We start from the raw sequence: 22535 nt of genomic DNA on the forward strand, positions 1-22535 counted from the left end.
TTCTGTTATTGTTCTAAATATCTAGCGTTTAAATTCCCCGTAAAGCAATAATCATAATTATGGTTTTAAATACTAGTTGGTGTAGAATTTATACCTTGATATTATTAGACGCGATTAAAAAGGCTATTTAATTGTAAAACTTGGAGTATGCTTAGAATTTATACGGTACTAATTGGTCTGCTATTTATTTCTTGTGCCGAAATGGTTGAGAAAAAAGTAGTAGACAAAGTAAACGAAAGAGACCAAGTTGATAAGAAAACGGTGTTTGCAAGTATAGAGGACTGCAAACTATACAGTTTTAAAACGTATCAGCAACAAGCAGATTATCTACTTAAATTTTTAGAAAAAGCCAAAGAGTCAAAAGGGGAAATAAAGAAAAAATGGGAACAACAATTTTTTTGTGCTTTTCCCAATTCTTTTGAAGAAATGAAACTTGTTTTTGGTTATGATGATGATCTTGGAGCTGCACCTTTATACAACCATGAAAAGGGTAGTGGAGTTATAAAATATTTTAGTGAATTAGCATCCATACCAGATTCTATCTACTACAAAAAATACATTGCTATTAATATTGGCGGTAAATGGGAAGCAGACCATATTAGAGAGGCGTTTGGTTTTGCAGATGCATTGGAATCAGATACCCAAGCAGTAGCCAAAGCACTTTCTATGTATACAGATGAAGAAATAGAAAGTGTATTTCGGTTTGTATTTGATGGTCCACACCCTAACAATAACCAAAATTTAGCCCGTTACAATCATATTAAATCAGAATTGGAAAAGATAGATTTAAGATTAAGTACCGCATGTACAAACTCCTTTACACAATTGCTAACAACTTCTTATTAGAACAGCAGGTTTTTTATGCTGTTATTATAAGTTACTCCTGCTGAAATTTGCTAAACCATAAAAAGAGCAACCCACATAAAATCCAAGCTGGTAGTGTAACAAAAGACAGAAATATTCCAAAATTAACAGAGATTAGGTAACAACCAATTGCGCTTATGGCCCATGCTGCCAATACGGATGTATTTACCGCTAAATTCTTTTTTTCTGCATAAAAGGGGATGTGGTTCCATTTAGCGCCAAAAAAGTACTCAAATACAATTATAGCACCTACTGGCGCTAAAATAAAGCCATATAATGCCACAAAGTCTAAAAGTTTCATGGCAAATGCAGGAAAAAGACCTGCAATTGTAGCAATACTACCGGCTAATATGGTAACCCAAAATGTTGAGGTTTTTGGTAAAATTGCCTGGAAAGCCAAACCAGCCCTATAAATAGTAGGGTTGGCAGTGGTCCAACCTGCTAAAACTACCGCTATAATTCCAAAAAAACCAATTGCATTATAGGCTAATGGTCCTGGTGCAACAGTTGGCGCTTCGCCGTTTGCAAGCATAGCTTGGGCTTCCGCAGAATTTAAATAAACAGCATATAGCAGCGCTGCTGCTATCCATGCCATAAAGTGGCCAACATACATACCGGCAGCCGTAGTCCACCCAACATTCGGTTTTTTTGCAAATCTAAATACGGATAAATCAGACATACCAATATGCATAGCAGCATTGGCAAACCAAGACCAAATAGCAACATGCCAGAATGTATACTTTATTTGTCCGGGAAATGGCTCGCTTCCTTCTCCCCAAATGGCCCAGAATTCAGAAAAACTATTTATTTCCAATTGATTTAAGGCAACTATACCAGAAACTAAAAAGGCCAATACAATAATGGGAGACATCCAGTTGGCTGCTTTAGAAACCGTTTCATACCCTTTGGCGGCTATCAAGGAAATAACAATACCTATTAATAAAACTATGATTACCCACGTTGGTCCGTTAGGCATAGTATCCGTAAGTTTGGGCATTTCCATATTAAAAGGAATACCAACCGCAGTGGCAGATATGGTAATCATGGAACCGGCAAGAAAGCAAAACAGAATTCCATTGGCTAGATTATAGAGAATAACCAATTTTTTACCACATATCTTCTCTAGATGATAATAAAGTGTAAGTCTGTATTTAACTGCAATTTCTGCTGTTAAAAATCGCCAGCTCAACACCGCCAAAAAGTTACCTAAGAGCAAACCAATAATTAGGTCAAATGCACTTACCCCGGTAGTTAAGAATAAGGGGCCAATTACAAACTCGGTACCTGCGGCATGTTCCCCGGCATACATGCCCAAAAAGTTTTTCCACCCTTTCCATTTGGATTGTGGTACTGGGGTTCTCTCAAATTCACCGCCCGCTATTTCTTCTATGACTACTTGTTCGTTACTAATTTGGCTCATGGTTATTCCGTTTGTTTGCAGTTGTTCTAAAGTATAAAATTGGGCAGGTCAGTTACTTTTTCGCAGCAAAGTTGCTCTAAGACTTGTTGTAATTGTGTTTTTAGCATGGCCATTGTATGGTTGCCACCTTTGTTGCCTAAAGCTCCAACGCCGTACATAAAGGACCTCCCCAGAAAGGTAAATTCGGCGCCGCTAGCCAATGCTCTGGCAATATCTGGCCCGGACCGCATGCCACTATCCATCATAATGGTAATTTGGTCGTTGTATTTTTCACTGATTCGTTTTAAGGGAGCAATAGCCGCTTCACCGGCATCCAATTGCCTACCGCCATGATTGGAAACAATTATTCCGTCAAAACCTAATCTTATTGCAGCTAAGGCATCTTCTTCGCTAGCTACACCCTTTAAGATCAGTTTACCTTTCCATTTATCTCGAATTGGTTTAATTCTTTCTTCATTCAATCGCCCAGAAAAGGTTTGATCCATAAACTGCCCAAGTTGTTTAAGATTTAAACCTTCTGGTGTATATGGTTTTAAGGTTTCAAAAGTGGGAGTGCCATATTTTAAAGTATTAATCGCCCAATGCGGCCTACCTAAAATTTGTAAAATATTGGCTAGGGTCATTTTTGGTGGCAGAGCCAAACCATTTCTAAAATCTCTTGGTCTATATCCAAAGGTGGGTACATCGCATAATAGAACCAGAACAGGAACCTCTGCGGCCGCAGCTCTATCCAAAATATTATTTCTTAAAGTATCCTCTGCCGGATTATAAAGTTGAAACCAAGCGTTTCCATTTGTTAATTCGCTTGCCCGCTCAATATTCATAGTTGTTACCGTACTAAGAATAAAAGGTAGGTTGTGTTTCAATGCGGCCTTGGCCAGAATCTCGGGAGAATTTGGCCACATTAGACCTTGAAGGCCAACTGGGGCAACACCAAATGGGGCATCATAGGTTTTACCAAATAATGTGGTTTTCAAATTTGCCCCTTTATATTCCCTTATGTATCTAGGTTTTAATTTTACCTCTCTAAGTTCCGCAGTATTTCTGTGCAGGTTAATATCTTCATTGCATCCGCCATCTAGATATTCAAAAGCAAACCGAGGCATTTTTTTATAGGCCTTTGCTCGTAAATCTTCCATTGAAGGATATTTTGTGTCAAAATCAAAGGCCATATTTAAGTGGTTATAAGTGGGCTATGTTTTTTTAATGCGTAATTTTTATGTAAAAATTGCCCGTCTAATTTTACATTAGAAATAGCAATTGCCGCCCCTAGGGCAGAGCCTAAAGAAGCATCTGTTGTTTTTATTTTCATGGAAGGAAGCGCCCTAGAAAGTAATTCTACAAAAATTAGGTTATTGGCGAATCCACCATCCATATACAGGTTGGTGATTACATCCTGACCTATGGCTTTTTTTATGTAAGAAACTTGTAGTTCTACTAGTTCTAAGACCAATTGATGGTAGGCTACCTCATAAGATTTAAATGGAATATGGATTTGTTGGTCAGAATTTGAATTTTCTATTTGTTGTGACGTAAAATAGTGGGAGTTACCCGTAGTTAGATTATCGATTATATGCGAATCAAAAGCTACTTTTTTATGATAATCTACAGGCTTATTGAAATAGTTGGCCAGCCATTCGGTTTTTGTATTGTAAAGATGGCCTAAAAATAATCTGGATGCTTTTACGGGTTCGCCATTTATGCGCATATAATTAATGCAATTATCCGCTACATCATTTTTAGATAGTATGCCATTAGAAAAAGGATTAAGGCAAATGCTCCATGTGCCTGTAGAAAGAAGAACAAACTTGCTGTCTATGCTTCTAACATAAGGCAACAATGCTGAAGAACTATCATGAATGCCTACACCAATTTTTAAGCGTTTTTGGTTGTATTTCATATTTATACTGGTCTCTGCAGCAACTATAGGAGCAAGTTTTTCATGTATACCTTCTTGGTAAACCCAGCTGTGATAATCTTGTTTATCATAATCCCAAAGCGCTGTGTGGCAACCAATACTGGTATATTCGCTTACCGGTATTCCTGTGAACATATAACTTAAATACTGGGGTAAATGCATAGACCATTTGATTTTTTTATACAAATGGGGCTTTTGGTGTTTTAACCAATACAACTGCATTCCAGCGTTTAACATACCACTATTGGTAGTTCCGGTTGTTTGTCCAAAGGCCAATTCAGGTCCATACGTTTTATAGAAAGTAGCAATAAGGTCTTTAGGAAGCTCTTTGGTATAGTTATAGAGCGGGGCGATTACTTGTCCTCTTTCATTTAAGTGAACCCAACTGGCACCATAGGATGAAAAATTTATGGACGTTATATCATATTTCTTAGCATTTAAAATTTCATGGAAAACAGCCTTCATCCAACGGTGTAGTGCATCTATGTTTTCGGTTGGGTAACCGTCTTCATCTACAATTTGCTCTAACTCGATGTATCGTCTATAAACTTCCTTGAAATTGGTATCAAAAAGAAAAAATTTCTTATTGGTTTTACCAATATCAAATACCGCTGTAACCTCTTTCAACATAGTTATATTTTATAATCCGGAAGCCACGGAATTCTTGCCTCTAATATCAATTAAACTTTGTCTAATTTGCAAGTTTCTATAGGTTTCTATGGGGGTTACGGCACCGCCAGCGTTAATTCTAGCCTGAGCTACCAAGGGTCTTACATCTGTATTATAAGCAGCATGTAATATCTCTTGACATGCAACTACGTCATGTTCTTGTTGAGCGGCTTTCAATTTTGTTTGGTCTACCAATAATGCCTTTGCATATGCAATTTGGATTGCTTCCAATGATTGCATTAGATCCTCCAAAGGGTCCTTGGTATTATGGCTGGCATCTATCATCCAAGCTGGGTATGGGTTCTGTTTATTGTTCTCTATACCATATACCAACTCGTTAAAAATAAGGAACAGGCTATACGGTTTTATGCTACCTACGGTTACATCATCATCTCCATATTTACTATCGTTAAAATGAAACCCACCTAGCTTGCCTTTTAGCATTAAAGTGGCAACAATTTGTTCTATGTTGGTATTGGGCAAATGATGCCCTAAATCTACCAAAGTGTACGCTTTGGGGCCACATGCGTTTGCTAGCATAAAAGAGGTGCCCCAATCTTGAATTACGGTACTATAAAAATTGGGTTCGTAAGGTTTGTATTCTATAAATAATTTCCAGTCTTCTGGTAAGTACTTGTAAATTTCTTTTAAGCTATCCTCTGTATGGGACAGTGCCGTTTGAAAGTTATTTTGCCCTGGAAAATTAGCACCATCTGCCAGCCATACGGTTAAACTCTTGGAGCCTAAATCGTTACCAATTTTTATGACTTCTTTATTGTGTGCTATAGCTTGTTCCCTAACGGCTTTGTTAGTATTGCAAAGCGAACCAAATTTATAGCTAAACGCTTGATTCTTTTGGTCTTGAAAAGTATTGGAATTAACCGCGTCAAAAACAATCCTATTTTCTAGGGCTTTTTCTTTAATAGCCAAGGTATCCTCGGGGATATCCCATGGAATATGAAGTGAAACAGCTCCCGCGGTTTGCGTGAGTTGGTGTAACAAGCCAATATCTTCAATTTTTTGTTCTAAAGAGCTGGGCTCGCCCTGATACGAAAATCTGCCAAAACGGGTACCGCCCGCACCTAGCGCCCAACTTGGAATAGCCACTTGAAACGCTACCAATTTGTCTACTAGTTCATTAACTTGTAACCCACTTGCATCTAGTTCATTTGCCAGAAAATCAAAACGTGCATGGTGTTGCGTAATTTTCTTTTGGTTTGTATTATATATTTGGTCTTTAGAAATCTTCATGCGTTTAGTTTGTCTTAGGTGCTTAGCTAATTAGCAACGCTAAGCATATGATAAGTTAATTAAATTATCCTAAGGAGATTATCTTACAAATGCATTTGCCATACCGCCATCTACATTTATAATATTTCCTGTGGTTTTGGTTAATATACCCACAAGAGCAAAAACGCCATCGGCAATATCTGCAGGATAAATAATCTTATTTAAAAGGTTTCTTTTGGCATAGTGGGCCGGTAATTCATCTACAGATATACCATAAGCCTTGGCTCTGCCTTCTGCCCAATCTCCTTCCCATATTTTACTACCAACTATGACACCATCTGGATTTACGGTATTAACGCGAATATCATCTGAACCTAATTCTGCGGCCAAAAGTCTTACCATATGTTGTTGTGCTGCTTTTGCGGTACCATAACCTACATTATTAGGACCAGATACCAATCCGTTTTTACTGGCTATACTTATAAAATCGCCCCCTAATCCTTGTTGCTTTAACAGGGCAACCGCTTGTTTTGCTAGCTCAAACTGGCCTTTTACCAAAACATTTTGTAAAAGGTCCCAATCTTGTTCTGTGTGGGCTTCTAGTGGTTTACTAATGGCCAATCCGGCACTGTGTACCACAATGTCTATTCCTCCAAATTCTAGACAGGCCTTTTTATAAGCTTGGGCTATGGAATTTGCATTGGTAACATCGCAAACGGCATAGGTTGCAACATCTCTTTTATAGGTAGCTTCAGCTTCTTTTAAACGGTCTTCGGCAATATCCGTTAAAACAATGTTGGCCCCTTCTTCTGCTAGTTTGTCCGCAATGGCTTTTCCTATACCTCCACCGGCTCCAGTAACCAAGGCCACTTTTCTAGATAAAGGTTTTTCTTTGGGCATGCGTTGTAGCTTGGCCTCTTCTAACAGCCAATACTCTATATCAAAAGCTTCTTGTCTGGGCAAAGAGGTGTAAGCACTAATAGCCTCTGCGCCCCGCATTACATTAATTGCATTAATATAAAACTCGCTAGCCACACGGGTGGTCTGTTTGTTTTTTGCAAAACTGAACATTCCTACTCCAGGATAGATAATAATTACCGGATTTGGGTCTCGCATTGCCGGGCTATTATCTCGTTTACAGGTATTGTAATAGGTAGCGTATTCTTGTCTGTATTTTTCGAATGCAGGCTTTAATTTGTCCAAAACAGCCTCAGAATTAGAAAAATCCTCGTCTGTACCCAAGTCCAATACCAACGGCTGTATTTTAGTCCTTAAAAAATGGTCTGGGCAAGAGGTACCCATTGGCGCCAATTTATATAAATCGTTGCTATTAATATACTCTAAAACAACATCGCTATCAGAAAAATGGCCAATCATCCTATTTTCAGAAGAACATAGGCCACGTAGCAATGGCATTAACTGGGCTGCTTTTTCTTTACGTATGTCTGCTGCTAAAGATTGTACTTTTTGCCCACCAAATACACTGCCTTTTTCTTTTATTTTTTTGGTAATGTATTCAGAGGCCATCTCAATTACTTCTAGGCTATTCATATAACATTCATAAGAAGTGTCGCCCCATGTAAATAATCCATGGCTACCTAGAACAATGCCCCTAATTCCCGGGTTATCGTTAAGGCACTTTTCTAACTGTAATCCTAAATCAAAACCTGGTCTTTGCCAAGGTACCCAACCCATGGTATCTCCCCATATTTCTTTGGTAACCTTTTCGCTATCTTTTGCTGCAGCTACAGCAATTAATGCATCCGGATGTAAATGATCTATATGTTTAAAAGGTAGTAGGCCATGTAAGGGGGTGTCTATAGATGGCGCTCTACTATCTAAATCGTATATGCAATGATTAAATAAGCCAACCATGCGGTCTTCGTCATGAAGCCCTTTGTAAACTTTTTTGAGGTTTCTAAGTCTTTCGGTATACAGGCCTGCTATTCCAGCCCTATTTAAAGTGCCAATATCGCCACCGGAACCTTTGATCCACATTACTTCTACCTCCTCGTTGGTTAGTGGGTCTTTTTCTATGGTTTTACAACTGGTATTTCCTCCACCGTAATTGGTAATACGTAAATCTGCTCCTAAAATGTTGGAACGATATAGAAAAAGCGCTACTTGGTCGTCTCCCAATTCTGCAGCTTTTTGCTCATTCCATAGATAGTTTACGTGTTTAAAGGTTTTTATGGACATCAGAAGTTCTATTTTATATGGTTTAGGGTAAAAGTAATTCCTGAGGCATTTTTAAGTGTCCTGTACTGTTCTGTTTTAATTTTATTACATAACGGAAAAAGTAATCCGTTACACCCTTAATATAAATACTTTCAATTGTTTAATGGGCTATTTTACAATGATTAAGTTGGTGCATAAAATGAAAGGTTTACCTTAGATAGTAATTTTAGGGCTGTTTTAAACGGGTTGTCTAGGTTGTTTTGAACCGTTGGTCAACTAAATTTTTAAGTGCGAAATAGGTTGAGATTTTATATTTATTATGATAGTAAGAGAAGTAACTCTAAAAGATATTGATGCGTTAGTGGAATTATCAAAAACTACGTTTTTTGATACGTACGGCGCAAAAAATACCGCCGCCGACATGAAACACTATTTAGAAACCAATTTTTCTAAAACAGTGCTATGCTCAGAGCTAAAAGATGTAAATGTCTTTTTCTACTTTCTAGAATTAGAAAACGAAAATGTTGGTTATTTAAAACTTAATGTGGGTAGTGCGCAAACAGAACTCAAAGATGCTAAAAGCCTAGAGATAGAACGTATTTACCTAAAAAAAGCCTATCAGGGCAAAGGTTTAGGTCTACAACTTTTAAAAAAGGCTATAGCGGTTGCTAAAGAGAAAGCAGTAACCTATATCTGGTTAGGCGTATGGGAAGAAAACCCAAAGGCAATTCAATTTTACAAAAAGAATGGGTTTGAAGTTTTTGATACGCACACATTTTTACTAGGTTCAGATATGCAAACTGATTTTATGATGCGATTGAACTTGAAATAATCTGATTACTGTATTTTCTAAGTTTTTATAAAACGAATGAATTGCAGGTAACATGCCAAAACTAAAAGAAGAAATTTAAGCTAATTAATTAGCTTAAATTTCTTCTTGTTAGCATTTAGCTACGCTAAATAAAAAGCAAAAATGACTTTTAATTCCTTGTTATATAATTAAAGTTTAAAACTAAAACCATCTTCCTTGACCTTTTTCTCATATTTATCTTTATCAAAATTATAGAGGTAAGCCCCCTTTCTAGAAACCGTTTTATCTTTTTCTTCTAATTTAATTAGAACGTCCAAAGAGTTTATTTTATTGATAAAGTTTCGTTTGTCCAGTTTTTTATCCAAAATGGACTCATATAGGGTTTGTAGCTGGCGCATGGTAAATTTTTCGGGTAACAATTCAAAACCAATAGGCTTAGAAAGGGCGCGTCTTCTTAACCTGGCTATTGCTTTATCTACCATGTCTTGGTGGTCAAATATCAGTTTGGGAGCTTCATCTAAATCAAACCATTTAGCAGAATCTAATTGTATACCATCAAACTGGTGGTTGGCTACGTCTATCAAAGCAAAGTAAGATACAGAAATGGCTCGCTGCCCTGGGTCACGGTCCACTTTACTATAGGTGTAGAGCTGTTCCATATAAATATCACTCAATCCGGTAAGTGTATATAAAACCCTTGCGGCGGTAGTATCTAGGTTTTCATTTTTTTTCATAAATCCACCTATCAAAGACCACTTGCCAAACTCTGGTTCAATATTTCTTTTTACCAATAACAGTTTTAATTTGTTTTGGTCAAATCCAAAAATAATACAGTCTACCGCTAGTAAAACTTGGTCTTCTTTTTCATAATAAGTAAGGGGCTGGTCTACGTTCGTGATTTTGTCCAGTTCTGATTGATTCATGTCTAATGTTAATAGCTAATGTTAGTTACGAAAAATGTTAAGTGTCAAAAGTACATTTTTTTGACCGTTTCTTTGGTAGTAAGGGTATTCTTTCCTTAATTTACAAATGTAAAACTGACACTTTTTAAAATTGCCCTCTAGTAATTAGAGATACAACTTTGAAAAGATACCACAACAAGCTGTAATTATGAAAACTAAAGCAATCTTATTTTATGTGCCACTACTATGGTTATATTCCTTGGTAGGATGGGGGCAAGAAGTAAACATTTCTATTAAACTAGATGAAAAGGCCCCAATTATAAGTAAACACATATATGGGCATTTTGCAGAACACTTGGGAAGGTGTATCTACGATGGTTTATACGTGGGTGATACCAACAAAATTATCCCAAACACTGCTGGTGTTCGTAATGATATTATAGCAGCCCTTAAAGAATTACGAATTCCAAATTTAAGATGGCCAGGCGGTTGTTTTGCAGATACCTACCATTGGAAAGATGGTGTTGGACCAAAAGAAGAAAGGCCTACTATAGTGAACCGTTGGTGGGGCGGCACTACAGAGGATAATAGTTTTGGAACCCATGATTTTTTAAATCTTTGTGAGGTTCTAGGTGCAGAACCGTACCTATCTGCAAACGTAGGCAGTGGTACGGTCCAAGAACTTATAGATTGGGTGCAGTATACCAACCATGATGGTAAAAGCCCTATGGCAGACTGGAGAAGAGAGCACGGTAGGGCGCAACCTTGGAAGGTTAAATATTGGGGAGTGGGTAATGAGACCTGGGGATGTGGAGGTAATATGACGGCGGAGTTTTATGCCAATATTTATAGACAGTACGCCACCTTTATGCCAGGTTGGTCCGGTGAAACTAAAATTGTTAGAATAGCTTCAGGTGCTTCTGAGGACGATTATCATTGGACGGAAACCTTAATGAAAAATGTGCCCCATCACCTTATGGAGGCAGTGGCATTGCATGATTATGCCGTTTTTAACTGGGAAGATAAGGGGCCCTCTTTAAACTTTGACGAAGAAGTTTACTATAAAAGTATGGAACAGGCCCTGAAAATGGAGGAATATGTGACCAAACATGTTGCTATTATGGATAAATATGACCCTGATGGCAAAGTTGATTTATTTGTAGACGAATGGGGCGGTTGGTACGATGCTGAGCCCGAAGTAAAAAAAGGGGTACTGTACCAGCAAAATACCATGCGGGATGTAATGATAGCGGGTACGGTGCTTAATACCTTTAACAACCATGCAAGACGGGTAAAAATGGCAAATTTGGCCCAAATGGTAAATGTGTTACAAGCCGTAATCTTAACAGAAGGGGAAAAAATGATTAAAACCCCAACTTATCATGTCATGAATTTATATAAGGTACACCAAGATGCTACCTTGCTACCAACTACAATTACCAATAATACGGCGTACAGAGGCTTGCCTTCTATATCAGTTTCGGCCTCAAAATCCAATACGGAAGGCATTAATATTTCTTTGGTGAACATAGATGCCAACGAGCAAATAGAAGTAGTCATAGATCTGCAGCATATCTCTTCTAAGAAGTTTACAGCCCAACAATTGGCCTCCAATAATATTACGGCGCACAATTCATTTCAAAATCCAGATAGCGTAAAACCAATGCCTTTTAAAGATTTTAAGGTTAAAGGAGATAAGCTAATTGTTAACATGCCTAAACATGCTTTAGTTGTATTTAATTCTAAGTAGCATAGAAATGTATAAATGGTTAAGTTGTTTCTGGATACTTTTCTTATTGGTTTCTTGTAACCTAAAAGAAACATCAAGACAACTTGGAGAATCATCTGTTGGAAACTCTGAATATCCTATACAACCGGTAAATATTCAGCAAGTACAACTTACAGATGCTTTTTGGTTACCCATTATAGAAAAGGTTCAGGAGCAGACGATAGCATTTGCTATAAAAAAGTGTAAAGAAGAAGGCAGGTTCGATAACTTTTTAATTGCAGGAGGTCAACTAGAAGGCGCAACTAGGGGTACCATGCCTTTTGATGATACGGATGTTTACAAAATTATAGAAGGGGCCTCCAACTCTCCAATAAGTGCACCAAATCCACAATTAAATCAACTTTTAGATTCCCTGATTCAAATAATTAAGGTTGGCCAAGAAAAAGATGGTTATCTAACTACCTGGCGCACCATAAATCCCGGAAAACCTCCTGCAAATTGGGTTCAAGTTAAAGAGGGTAAAAGATGGGAGTCCTTAAATATGAGCCACGAATTATATAACGCAGGACATCTATATGAGGCGGCGGTTGTACATTACAAGGCCACAGGTAAGCGAGATTTTTTAGATATAGCCTTAAAAAATGCCAATTTAATGGTGAAGACATTTGGGGCTGAGCAAAACCAAATACAAACAGTGCCGGGGCACCAAATTATAGAGACAGGTCTTTTAAAATTATATCAAATTACTGGAGAAGTAGCCTACAAAGACTTAGCTAAGTTTTTTTTAGATAATAGGGGAGTAGCAAGAGATAGAAAGTTGTTCGGCGCTTACTCTCAAGACCATCTACCTGTTACTCAACAAAAAGAGGTGGTAGGGCATGCAGTACGAGCTGTTTATATGTATGCTGCTATGACAGATATTGCTGCTATTATGAAAGATACTTCCTATTTACGTGCTGTTGATACGTTGTGGCAGAATATGGTTGAAAAAAAAATGTATATCACGGGTGGTATTGGTGCTAAACATGATGGAGAAGCTTTTGGTGCTAATTACGAATTGCCCAATCTTACAGCTTATAATGAAACCTGCGCGGCCATAGGAGATGTTTACTGGAATCACAGATTGCACAATTTAAAAGGGAAAGCCCACTATTTTGATATAATCGAAAGAACGCTATACAACGGTTTAATCTCTGGTATTTCTCTCGATGGAAAACAATTCTTTTACCCAAATCCATTAGAATCTGATGGGTTATATCAATTTAATCAAGGTGCATGCACGCGTAAGGATTGGTTCGTTTGTAGTTGTTGTCCTACCAACTTAATTCGGTTTATACCTTCTATTCCAGGGTTACTTTACTCCAAGGGAGCAAATGAGTTATTCGTAAACCTATACGCGAGCAATTCTGCAACTATAAATCTTAAATCCACCGAACTTAATGTTGTACAAGAAACCAATTATCCGTGGGATGGTACTATTCGCTTTACTGTAAATACAGCTAAACCATATACATTTCCAATTCATTTTAGGGTGCCGGGCTGGGCACAAAATCAAGTGTTGCCAAGTGGGCTATATCAATATGAAAACCCCAACCCTTCATTTCCTATAAAAATTAAAGTAAATGGTAAGGCAACCGCAATAGATAGTAAAGAAGGTTACCTAAGTCTAGATAGAAGGTGGGCTAACAATGATGTAATAGAAATAGAATTTCCAATGGATGTGAAATTGGTTAAGACCAACACCAGGGTGGTGGAAAATAGAGGTAAGGTGGCTTTGGAACGTGGTCCTATTGTTTATGCTATTGAGGAAGTGGATAACCAAAATAATTTTGAGGATATAGCCATTAGCGGTATCGAAGAATTTACTATTAAAAGCGGCGAAGAACATCTTGGCAGCATAAACTTAATAGAGACGGCAACATTTACCGCTATACCTTATTATAGCTGGTCTAATAGAGGTGTTAATAAAATGAAAGTTTGGATAGATAAAAAATAATATGAACAAAATAATAAAGGGTGCAATAACCGCCTTACTACTATTGGTAATAGCAAGTAGTTGTAAACAAAAACAACCGCAAAATACCATAGATAACAATAAAGCGGTTTCCAAAGAATTTGAAACCAAATCAGACTTGGTCGTAGATTTTTCAGATACCGGTATTGTTATACAACCTACCATGTATGGCGTTTTCTTTGAAGACATCAATTTTGGTGCAGATGGGGGTATCTATGCTGAATTAATCAAGAATAGGTCTTTTGAATTTCCTAATCCAAAAATGGGATGGCACGAACCTAATAGTGTACGTTATTCACTAAATGGAGATTCTGGCTTTGCCAAGGTTACAGATTATGTAAATGGTAAGGGCAACAAAAGATATGTTCATGTGATGGTAGAGAACGACCAACGTTATGAGTTGTATAACGAAGGTTTTAGGGGTATTGGGGTAAAAGCAGACGCAAAGTATGATTTATCACTTTCCTTGGCTAAAAACAAAGGTATTACGCAAATATCCGTTGCTTTATTGGATACTACCAATACGGTTGTAGGCCAAACAAACATAATACCAAAAGAACATGAAGAATGGCAAACCTATACGGCTACTTTGCAACCCAATAAAACTGTTGCCAAGGGTAAACTAAAAATAACCTTTAGCGGAAAAGGAAGTATAGATATGGACTTGGTTTCTTTATTTCCGCAGGAGACTTGGAAAGGAAGAAAAAAGGGACTACGTAAAGATTTGGTAACGCTTTTGGATGGTTTAAATCCTGGATTTGTACGTTTTCCTGGTGGTTGTATTGTTGAGGGAATGAATTTGGACAACCGTTACCAATGGAAAAAGACCGTAGGCGCTTGGGACGAACGCGAACTAATGATAAATCGTTGGAATATAGAGTTCCCTAATAAAAATGCGCCAGACTATTTCCAAAGTTTCGGATTGGGATTTTTTGAATATTTCCAATTATCCGAAGATTTAGGTGCGGAGCCACTACCTATTTTAGGATGTGGAATGGCATGCCAATTCAACTCTGGCGAGCTGGTACCGTTAGAAGATTTAGACCCTTATGTGCAAGATGCTTTGGATTTGATAGAATTTGCCAATGGCAGCACCAATACCAAATGGGGTAGTTTGCGCAAAGAGATGGGGCATCCAGAACCATTTCAAATGAAATACATTGGAATTGGTAATGAACAATGGGGACCAGAGTATTTTGAACGGTATAAGGTGTTTGCAGCAATTTTGGCAGAAAAACACCCAGAAATAACCGTGGTTTCTACCCCAGGGCCTTTTCCAGATGGTGATATGTTCGAGTATGGTTGGGAACAATTAAACGAACTGGATGTAGCCTTGGTAGATGAGCATTATTATAAATCTCCAGAGTGGTTTTTAGAAAATGCGGATAGGTATGATTCTTATGACCGTAACGGGCCAAAAGTTTTTGCAGGCGAATATGCAGCCCATCCTAAAGACAAAGATGGTATAGTAGAAAATAATTGGCAAGCGGCATTGGCAGAAGCGGCCTTTATGACCGGATTGGAACGTAATGCAGATCTGGTACACTTAACTTCCTATGCACCTTTAATGGCACATGCAGACGCATGGCAGTGGGCTCCAGATTTAATTTGGTTCAACAACTTAGAGGCAGTGCCCACACCCAATTATCAAGTGCAAAAATTATTCTCTAACAATCCTGGCACCAACTTAATTGGCATAACCAAGAATGATAAGCCACTTACTGGCCAAAATAATCTATATGCATCGGCCGTGATAGATAGCAGTACCCAAGAGGTGATATTTAAGATTGTAAATACAGCGAGCCAGGCCCAAGAGGTAAATATCAAACTAAAAGGACAAGATGTAGTTGCCAAGGGAACCAAGACGGTGTTGACCAGTGACGGGTTAGAGGAAATTAATTCATTTGAAAATCCCAATAATATTGTTCCGCAAGTAGAAGAAATCACAGCAAAAGAAGATATGGTGCAGTTACAATTGGCACCACGATCTTTAAACGTTGTCAAATTTAAAATCAAGTAAAGTAAAAATGGGCAATTATGTAGTTGGCTTAGACTATGGCACAGACTCCGTTAGAGCTGTGTTGATAAACACAAATGATGGAAAAGAAATGGCCACGGCTGTTTTTTATTATCCAAGGTGGAAAAAACAACAATACTGTAATGCAGCCATAAATCAATTTAGGCAACACCCACTAGACCACATAGAAGGTTTGGAAACCACTATAAAAACGGTGTTAAAAAAATCTGGTGTGGCCGCTAAATTGGTAAAAGGGATTTGTATAGATACTACGGGGTCTAGCCCAATGCCCATCCAAAAAGATGGTACACCGTTGGCATTGCATCCAGATTTTTCTGAAAATCCAAATGCTATGATGGTGTTGTGGAAAGACCACACAGCAGTAGCAGAAGCTAACCAAATAAACCAATTGGCATGGAATTGGGGCGGTACGGACTACACCAAGTATGTTGGCGGAATTTATTCTTCGGAATGGTTCTGGGCAAAGATTTTACACATTGCCAAAGAAGATAAAACCGTAGTGGATGCCACGTATACGTGGATGGAGCATTGTGATTATATGACATTTATGCTTTTGGAAGACCAAAACATTGACCAGTTTAAACGTAGTAGATGTGCTGCTGGGCATAAAGCTATGTGGCACGAGAGTTGGGGCGGTCTTCCAGATAAATCTTTCTTAGAAAAGCTAGACCCGTACTTAGCAGATTTAAAAGATAGGTTGTATACGGACACGTACACTTCTGATGTTGTGGCCGGTAACCTGAGCACTACTTGGGCCAATAAACTAGGTCTTACTACAGATACAATTGTTACCGTTGGTACTTTTGATGCACATGCTGGTGCTGTAGGGGCTAAAATAGACGCTTATACCCTGGTACGGGTAATGGGTACTTCTACCTGCGATATTATAATAGCCAATAACGAGACCATTGGCACTAAAACGGTTAAAGGAATTTGTGGGCAGGTAGATGGTTCCGTAATTCCGAATACTCTAGGTTTGGAAGCCGGACAATCTGCCTTTGGAGATGTATTGGCATGGTTTAAGTCGGTCCTAATTTGGCCAATAGAAAACCTGGTATTGCAATCCGATACCCTTAGCGCCCAACAAAAGGAAGCATTGACCAAGGAAGTTGAAGATAACTTTATTACGATACTTTCCAAACAGGCCGCAGCTCTATCAGAGGAAGAAGTTGTTCCGGTAGCTTTAGACTGGGTAAATGGGCGCAGAACCCCAGATGCCAATCAGGAGCTCAAAAGTGCACTAAAAGGACTTTCACTGGGTACCAAAGCCCCCCACTTGTTTAAGGCCTTGGTAAATGCTATTTGCTTTGGTTCTAAAATGATCGTAGATCGTTTTGAGCAAGAAGGTGTAACCATAAAATCGGTAATTGGTATTGGTGGGGTAGCCAGAAAATCGCCTTTCATCATGCAAACCTTGGCAAATGTGCTAGATAGACCCATAAAGGTGGCCGCATCTGACCAAGCACCAGCCTTAGGGGCAGCCGTTTATGCGGCAACAGCAGCTGGTTTGTACCAATCCGTTATTGAGGCAAGCAAAGTAATGGGTAGCAATTTTGAGGCAGAATACCTTCCAAATAAAGAGCAGGTTTCTAAGTACGCATTATTGCACAAAGAGTACGAAGAACTGGCCAAATTTATAGAGACACAAACAAAAGAAGAGAACTAATGAATGCTACCTATAAAACGTTAAAAGAAGAGTGTTACGAGGCCAATATGGAACTCAATGCACTTGGTTTGGTCATATATACATTTGGTAATGTTAGTGCTGTTGATAGGGACAAAGCGGTTTTTGCAATTAAACCTAGTGGAGTGCCATACGAAACCCTACAACCAAACGATATGGTTATTGTAGATTACGATAATACCATTGTAGAAGGCAAACTTAGACCATCTTCTGATACCAAAACACATAGCTTTTTATATAAAAATTGGCCAGAAATAGGTGGTGTGGCCCACACGCATGCCATGTATTCGGTCTCGTGGGCACAGGCACAGCAAGACATTCCAATTTTTGGTACTACGCATGCAGACCATTTAACACATGATATTCCTTGTGCGGCACCAATGGCAGATAATTTAATTGCGGGCAACTATGAACACAACACAGGAATCCAAATAGTGGATTGCTTTAATGAACGCCAATTAGATTACAATGAAGTAGAAATGATTCTTATTGGTAATCATGGACCATTTGCTTGGGGTAAAAATGCTTCAAAAGCGGTATACAATACCAAAGTTTTAGAGACGGTGGCGCAAATGGCATACCTAACCTTACAAATAAATCCAGAAGCCCCAAGATTAAAAGCTTCTTTAATTAAAAAACACTTCGAACGTAAACACGGTAAAAACGCTTATTACGGTCAATAATAAAAACAAAAAATGTCAAAAATAACAACGAAAGAAATATGGTTTGTAACAGGTAGCCAACACCTATACGGCGCGGAAACCTTACAGCAAGTTGCAAATAATGCCCAAACTATTGCAGAAGGGTTAAATGGCGCAGCGGCAATTCCTGTACCTATTGTTTTTAAACCAACGGTTAAAACACCTTCAGAAATAACGGATTTATGTACCCAAGCAAATGCTTCTTCTAACTGTATTGGAATCATTACCTGGATGCATACGTTTTCTCCTGCTAAGATGTGGATACATGGTCTATCTATTTTAAACAAACCGCTTTGCCATCTGCATACACAGTTTAATGCGGCAATTCCTTGGGAAAGTATAGATATGGATTTTATGAACCTAAATCAGTCTGCTCATGGCGACCGCGAATTTGGCTACATAATGTCCCGTATGCGTAAAAAGCGTAAAGTAGTTGTAGGCCATTGGCAAACAGAACGCGTTCAGCAAAAACTAGGTATTTGGTCAAGGGTGGCTTTAGGAGCGGACGAAATGCGTAACCTTAAAGTGGCACGTATAGGAGATAATATGCGTGAGGTTGCTGTGACCGAAGGCGATAAGGTTGAAGCACAGATTCGGTTTGGACTTTCTGTAAATGGATATGATTCTTCTGATGTAACACAGAAAATTGAAGAAGTTTCACAAGCTGCTATTGATAGCCTGTTACTGCAATACGAAGCGGATTACGATTTAACGCCCAGTTTAAAACAAGGTGGCAATCAAAGGGAAAGTTTGGTAGAAGCGGCTAAAATAGAACTAGGTCTAAGAGCTTTTTTAGAAGAAGGAGGTTTTAAAGCGTTTACAGATACTTTTGAAAATTTAGGAGCATTAAAGCAATTGCCAGGATTGGCGGTACAACGCCTAATGGCAGATGGTTATGGTTTTGGAGGTGAAGGCGATTGGAAAACGGCTGCCATGGTACGGGTAATGAAGGTGATGGCACAAGGTTTAGAAGGTGGTACGTCTTTTATGGAAGATTATACGTACCATTTTACCCCAGAAAAATCCTATGTTCTGGGGTCGCACATGTTAGAAATTTGCCCGTCAATTGCAGATGCCAAACCATCTTGTCAGGTACATCCTCTGGGTATTGGTGGTAAGGAAGATCCAGTTCGTTTGGTATTTAACTCGCCAAGTGGTGCCGCAATAAATGCTTCACTTATAGATATGGGCAATCGTATGCGTTTGTTGGTAAATGAAGTGGAAGCCGTGGCGCCTATGGGAGAACTGCCTAATCTGCCGGTGGCAAGGGTGCTATGGGACGCTAAACCCAATTTAGAAGTGGCTGCTACGGCTTGGATTTTAGCTGGTGGGGCGCACCATACGGTGTATTCACAATCAATTACTACGGAATTTATGGAAGATTTTGCAGATATCTTTGGTATTGAGCTAGTGGTAATAGATGAGGATACAAGAATCAGGAGCTTTAAAGATACGCTAAACGCTAATGAAAGTTACTACCATTTATTTCAACACGGATTATAGTATAAATCAAAATTTAGCCACATGTATAAAATAACAAAATACAGTTATTTGTTTTCTACTTTCCTTCTTATCTTGGCTACTACTAGCTGTAAAGAAGCTAAAAAAGTAGAAACCGAAATCACAACTGAAACTGCAGAACAAATGAGCGCTCAGCCCATATCAAAATCGGAATTTGGTACCTTGCCAAACGGCACCGTAATAGACAAATACACCTTAACCAATGCCAACGGAATTGCCATAGACGTTATATCCTATGGAGGTAGAATTACCGCTATAAGAATGCCAGATAAAAACGGTAAGGTAGAGAATATAACCCTTGGCTTTGATAAACTAGAAGATTACTTGGCAGACAACCCTTATTTTGGTGCTTTAATAGGTAGGTATGGTAACCGCATAGCAAATGCTCAATTTTCCATAGGAGAGAACACCTATAAACTTGGAGCCAACAATGGTACCAATAACCTGCATGGTGGGCCAGAAGGTTTTGACCGTGCTGTTTGGAAAGTAACCCCAAAAGCCGATGGGGATAAAAGCGTTCTGGTTTTGGAATATTACAGTAAAGATGGGGAAATGGGATATCCAGGTAATTTAGCTACTGTGGTAACCTATACGTTGGATAATGACAACCAATTTGAAATAAATTACGAAGCCGAAACGGACAAGGCAACTGTTATTAACCTAACACAACATGCATATTTTAATCTTTCTGGAGATTTTAGCAAGCCAATAACAGACCATAAAGTGAAAATTGATGCGGATAGCTTTTTACCGGTAGATGAAAATTTAATTCCTACGGGCGAAATACGAAACGTTTCTGGAACCCCATTCGACTTTACACAATCTAAAACGGTAAGCAAAGAAATAGATGCGGATAATAAGCAAATAGCATTGGGTGGTGGTTACGATCATTGTTGGGTATTAAACGGTGTTACGGGCACTCTTAGAACAAGTGCTATAGCAGTGCATGCCGCTTCTGGTAGAAAATTAGAAGTTTTGACCACGGAACCCGGAATTCAATTTTATACGGGTAATTTCTTGGACGGTACCTTGCCCAATCCAGCTGGAGGTTATTACGGAAAGCGCTCTGGTTTTTGTTTAGAAACACAGCATTATCCAGATAGCCCTAATCAACCTAAATTCCCTTCTACAAAACTAGAACCGGGAGAGCGCTACAAAACAACAACCATTTTTAAATTTTCAATTGAATAACAACTTTAACCAACTAACCAATGCAAACCTTAGATACATTTGATTGGATTGCCATAAGCGTATATTTTGCCATTTTATTGGGCATTGCTTTTTGGGTAATTCGTAAAAAAGAGGATAACACAGAAGATTATTTTTTAGCGGGCAGAAACGTAGGCTGGTTTGTGGTTGGCGCTTCTATATTTGCTTCCAACATAGGTTCAGAACACGTTGTAGGCCTTGCAGGAGCAGGTGCAAGTAACAAACTGCCCATGCTTATCTATGAAATACACGCTTGGATCGTATTAATATTAGGTTGGGTGTTTTTGCCATTTTATGCACGTAGTGGAGTGTTTACCATGCCAGAGTTTTTAGAGAAAAGGTTTGATGCCCGTTCTAGATGGGTTCTATCTATTTTTTCAATTGCCGCTTATGTGTTAACCAAAATATCGGTGACTATTTATGCCGGTGGGGTTGTGGTTTCTGCGCTATTAGGTATAGATTTCTGGACCGGAGCCATTGCAACCGTTATCCTTACGGGTATATACACAGTTTTGGGCGGTATGCGAGCCGTAGTATACACAGAAACCTTACAAGCTGTTTTATTAGTTATTGGAGCAGGTATATTAACTTACCTAGGGTTAGAAAAAGTAGGCGGTTGGAGCAGTATGGTAGAGACCGTTAAGCCAGAATATTTAAATATGTGGCGCCCTTCTGATGATCCCGATTTTCCGTGGCCTTCTTTAGTGGTTTCTAGTACCATTGTAGGTATTTGGTATTGGTGTACCGATCAATATATTGTACAAAGGGCATTGACCGCTAAAAACATTAAAGAGGGGAGAAGAGGTACTATTTTTGGTGCGGTTATGAAACTGATGCCCGTATTCCTATTCTTAATTCCTGGGGTAATTGCTTTGACATTAAAAATGCGTGGCGAATTGCAATGGGATTCTCCAGATGAGGCTTTTCCGGTTTTGATGAGCAACGTTTTGCCTTCTGGTCTAAGAGGTTTAGTAGCTGCTGGCCTATTAGCCGCTTTAATGAGTTCCTTGGCCTCTGTTTTTAACTCAGTTTCAACTTTGTTTACAGTGGACATCTACAAAAAGCTAAGACCAAACACACCAGAGAAAAAATTGGTAAGAACGGGACAAATAGCAACTGTAGCCGTGGTAATCATTGGTATTATTTGGATACCTATCATGGCTAATATTTCAGGCGTTTTGTATGAATATTTACAAAGCGTACAGTCCTACATTGCACCACCGATTACTGCCGTATTCCTTTTGGGTATTTTTCATAAACGGATTAATGGGCTAGGAGCTTATGCCACTTTGATTATGGGTATTGTGGTAGCTGCTTTGCGTATTGTTTTAGAATTGGTAAGGGGTTCCCTAGATCCGGACGGAATCTTGTTTTACCTAGGCGATATGAACTTTTTGACCTTTAGTGCGTGGTTCTTCCTGTTCTGCGTGCTGTTTGCAATTGGTACTAGTTTATTGGCTCCGGCACCAACTATTGAGAAGGTAGAAAACCTTACCTATGGTACCATTACGGAAGAAGAAAAACGGAAGAATAAAACAAGTTATACCACTAGCGATATTGTTATTTCCATTCTTGTTTTGGCAATCGTAGTAGGGGTAATGGTATTCTTTAATGGTAAATAATATAGTTAAGCTGCAACCGCTTTAG

16 protein-coding genes are annotated in these 22535 nt (G+C 38.7%); 10 read left to right on the top strand and 6 right to left on the bottom strand.

Annotated elements, in window-relative coordinates; translation table 11 throughout:
* The first annotated feature begins 147 nt into the window (after positions 1 to 147).
* Entirely contained in the window at positions 148 to 846 is a 699-nt protein-coding gene (locus BUL40_RS09450; protein WP_080319052.1) for a hypothetical protein, read from the top strand.
* Between the two features lie 31 nt (positions 847 to 877).
* Here the strand turns inward: BUL40_RS09450 and BUL40_RS09455 are convergent, their stop codons facing one another.
* The 5 genes from BUL40_RS09455 to BUL40_RS09475 form a co-directional block, all read right to left on the bottom strand.
* A complete protein-coding gene (locus BUL40_RS09455; RefSeq protein ID WP_080319053.1) occupies positions 878 to 2284 on the bottom strand; it encodes a purine-cytosine permease family protein in 1407 nt (468 codons plus the stop codon).
* Positions 2285 to 2310: 26 nt separating this feature from the next.
* On the bottom strand, positions 2311 to 3456 hold the full coding sequence (locus BUL40_RS09460; protein WP_080319054.1) for an alpha-hydroxy acid oxidase: 1146 nt from the start codon (positions 3454 to 3456) through the stop codon (positions 2311 to 2313).
* Between the two features lie 2 nt (positions 3457 to 3458).
* The gene (locus BUL40_RS09465) at positions 3459 to 4832 is read right to left on the bottom strand and encodes an FGGY-family carbohydrate kinase (protein WP_080319055.1); all 1374 of its coding nucleotides are present in this window, start codon (positions 4830 to 4832) and stop codon (positions 3459 to 3461) included.
* Positions 4833 to 4841: 9 nt separating this feature from the next.
* On the bottom strand, positions 4842 to 6122 hold the full coding sequence (locus BUL40_RS09470; protein WP_080319056.1) for a TIM barrel protein: 1281 nt from the start codon (positions 6120 to 6122) through the stop codon (positions 4842 to 4844).
* Positions 6123 to 6200: 78 nt separating this feature from the next.
* Complete coding sequence (locus BUL40_RS09475) at positions 6201 to 8300, bottom strand: bifunctional aldolase/short-chain dehydrogenase (protein WP_080319057.1); 2100 nt, start codon at positions 8298 to 8300, stop codon at positions 6201 to 6203.
* Between the two features lie 298 nt (positions 8301 to 8598).
* Here BUL40_RS09475 and BUL40_RS09480 point away from each other — a divergent pair, with 298 nt between their 5' ends.
* Positions 8599 to 9111 carry a GNAT family N-acetyltransferase gene (locus BUL40_RS09480; RefSeq protein ID WP_080319058.1) on the top strand — a complete coding sequence of 171 codons (513 nt, stop codon included), beginning with the start codon at positions 8599 to 8601 and terminating at the stop codon, positions 9109 to 9111.
* Positions 9112 to 9278: 167 nt separating this feature from the next.
* Here the strand turns inward: BUL40_RS09480 and BUL40_RS09485 are convergent, their stop codons facing one another.
* Positions 9279 to 10013: an NUDIX hydrolase gene (locus BUL40_RS09485; RefSeq protein ID WP_010517668.1), complete on the bottom strand. Its 735-nt coding sequence runs from the start codon at positions 10011 to 10013 to the stop codon at positions 9279 to 9281.
* 187 nt (positions 10014 to 10200) lie between these two features.
* Between BUL40_RS09485 and BUL40_RS09490 the strand changes: the two genes are divergently transcribed.
* From BUL40_RS09490 to BUL40_RS09525, 8 genes are read left to right on the top strand one after another with little or no spacing between them, the layout of a single operon-like run.
* The gene (locus BUL40_RS09490) at positions 10201 to 11742 is read left to right on the top strand and encodes an alpha-N-arabinofuranosidase (RefSeq protein WP_080319059.1); all 1542 of its coding nucleotides are present in this window, start codon (positions 10201 to 10203) and stop codon (positions 11740 to 11742) included.
* Positions 11743 to 11749: 7 nt separating this feature from the next.
* Positions 11750 to 13717, top strand: coding sequence for a glycoside hydrolase family 127 protein (locus BUL40_RS09495; protein WP_244901849.1), 1968 nt, complete (start codon positions 11750 to 11752; stop codon positions 13715 to 13717).
* Position 13718: 1 nt separating this feature from the next.
* Positions 13719 to 15755, top strand: a complete 2037-nt coding sequence (locus tag BUL40_RS09500) for an alpha-L-arabinofuranosidase C-terminal domain-containing protein (RefSeq protein WP_080319061.1) — start codon at positions 13719 to 13721, stop codon at positions 15753 to 15755.
* Positions 15756 to 15762: 7 nt separating this feature from the next.
* Positions 15763 to 17439 carry a ribulokinase gene (locus tag BUL40_RS09505; RefSeq protein ID WP_080319129.1) on the top strand — a complete coding sequence of 559 codons (1677 nt, stop codon included), beginning with the start codon at positions 15763 to 15765 and terminating at the stop codon, positions 17437 to 17439.
* On the top strand, positions 17439 to 18140 hold the full coding sequence (locus BUL40_RS09510) for an L-ribulose-5-phosphate 4-epimerase (RefSeq protein ID WP_080319062.1): 702 nt from the start codon (positions 17439 to 17441) through the stop codon (positions 18138 to 18140). The genes BUL40_RS09505 and BUL40_RS09510 overlap by 1 nt, the downstream gene beginning before the upstream one ends.
* A gap of 12 nt (positions 18141 to 18152) precedes the next feature.
* Positions 18153 to 19661, top strand: coding sequence for an L-arabinose isomerase (gene araA / locus BUL40_RS09515; RefSeq protein ID WP_080319063.1), 1509 nt, complete (start codon positions 18153 to 18155; stop codon positions 19659 to 19661).
* Positions 19662 to 19682: 21 nt separating this feature from the next.
* The gene (locus BUL40_RS09520) at positions 19683 to 20870 is read left to right on the top strand and encodes an aldose epimerase family protein (RefSeq protein ID WP_080319064.1); all 1188 of its coding nucleotides are present in this window, start codon (positions 19683 to 19685) and stop codon (positions 20868 to 20870) included.
* 20 nt (positions 20871 to 20890) lie between these two features.
* The gene (locus BUL40_RS09525) at positions 20891 to 22510 is read left to right on the top strand and encodes a sodium:solute symporter (protein ID WP_080319065.1); all 1620 of its coding nucleotides are present in this window, start codon (positions 20891 to 20893) and stop codon (positions 22508 to 22510) included.
* Positions 22511 to 22535: the final 25 nt, after the last annotated feature.

It is taken from the genome of Croceivirga radicis (genome assembly GCF_002072105.2).
Classification (GTDB): domain Bacteria; phylum Bacteroidota; class Bacteroidia; order Flavobacteriales; family Flavobacteriaceae; genus Croceivirga; species Croceivirga radicis.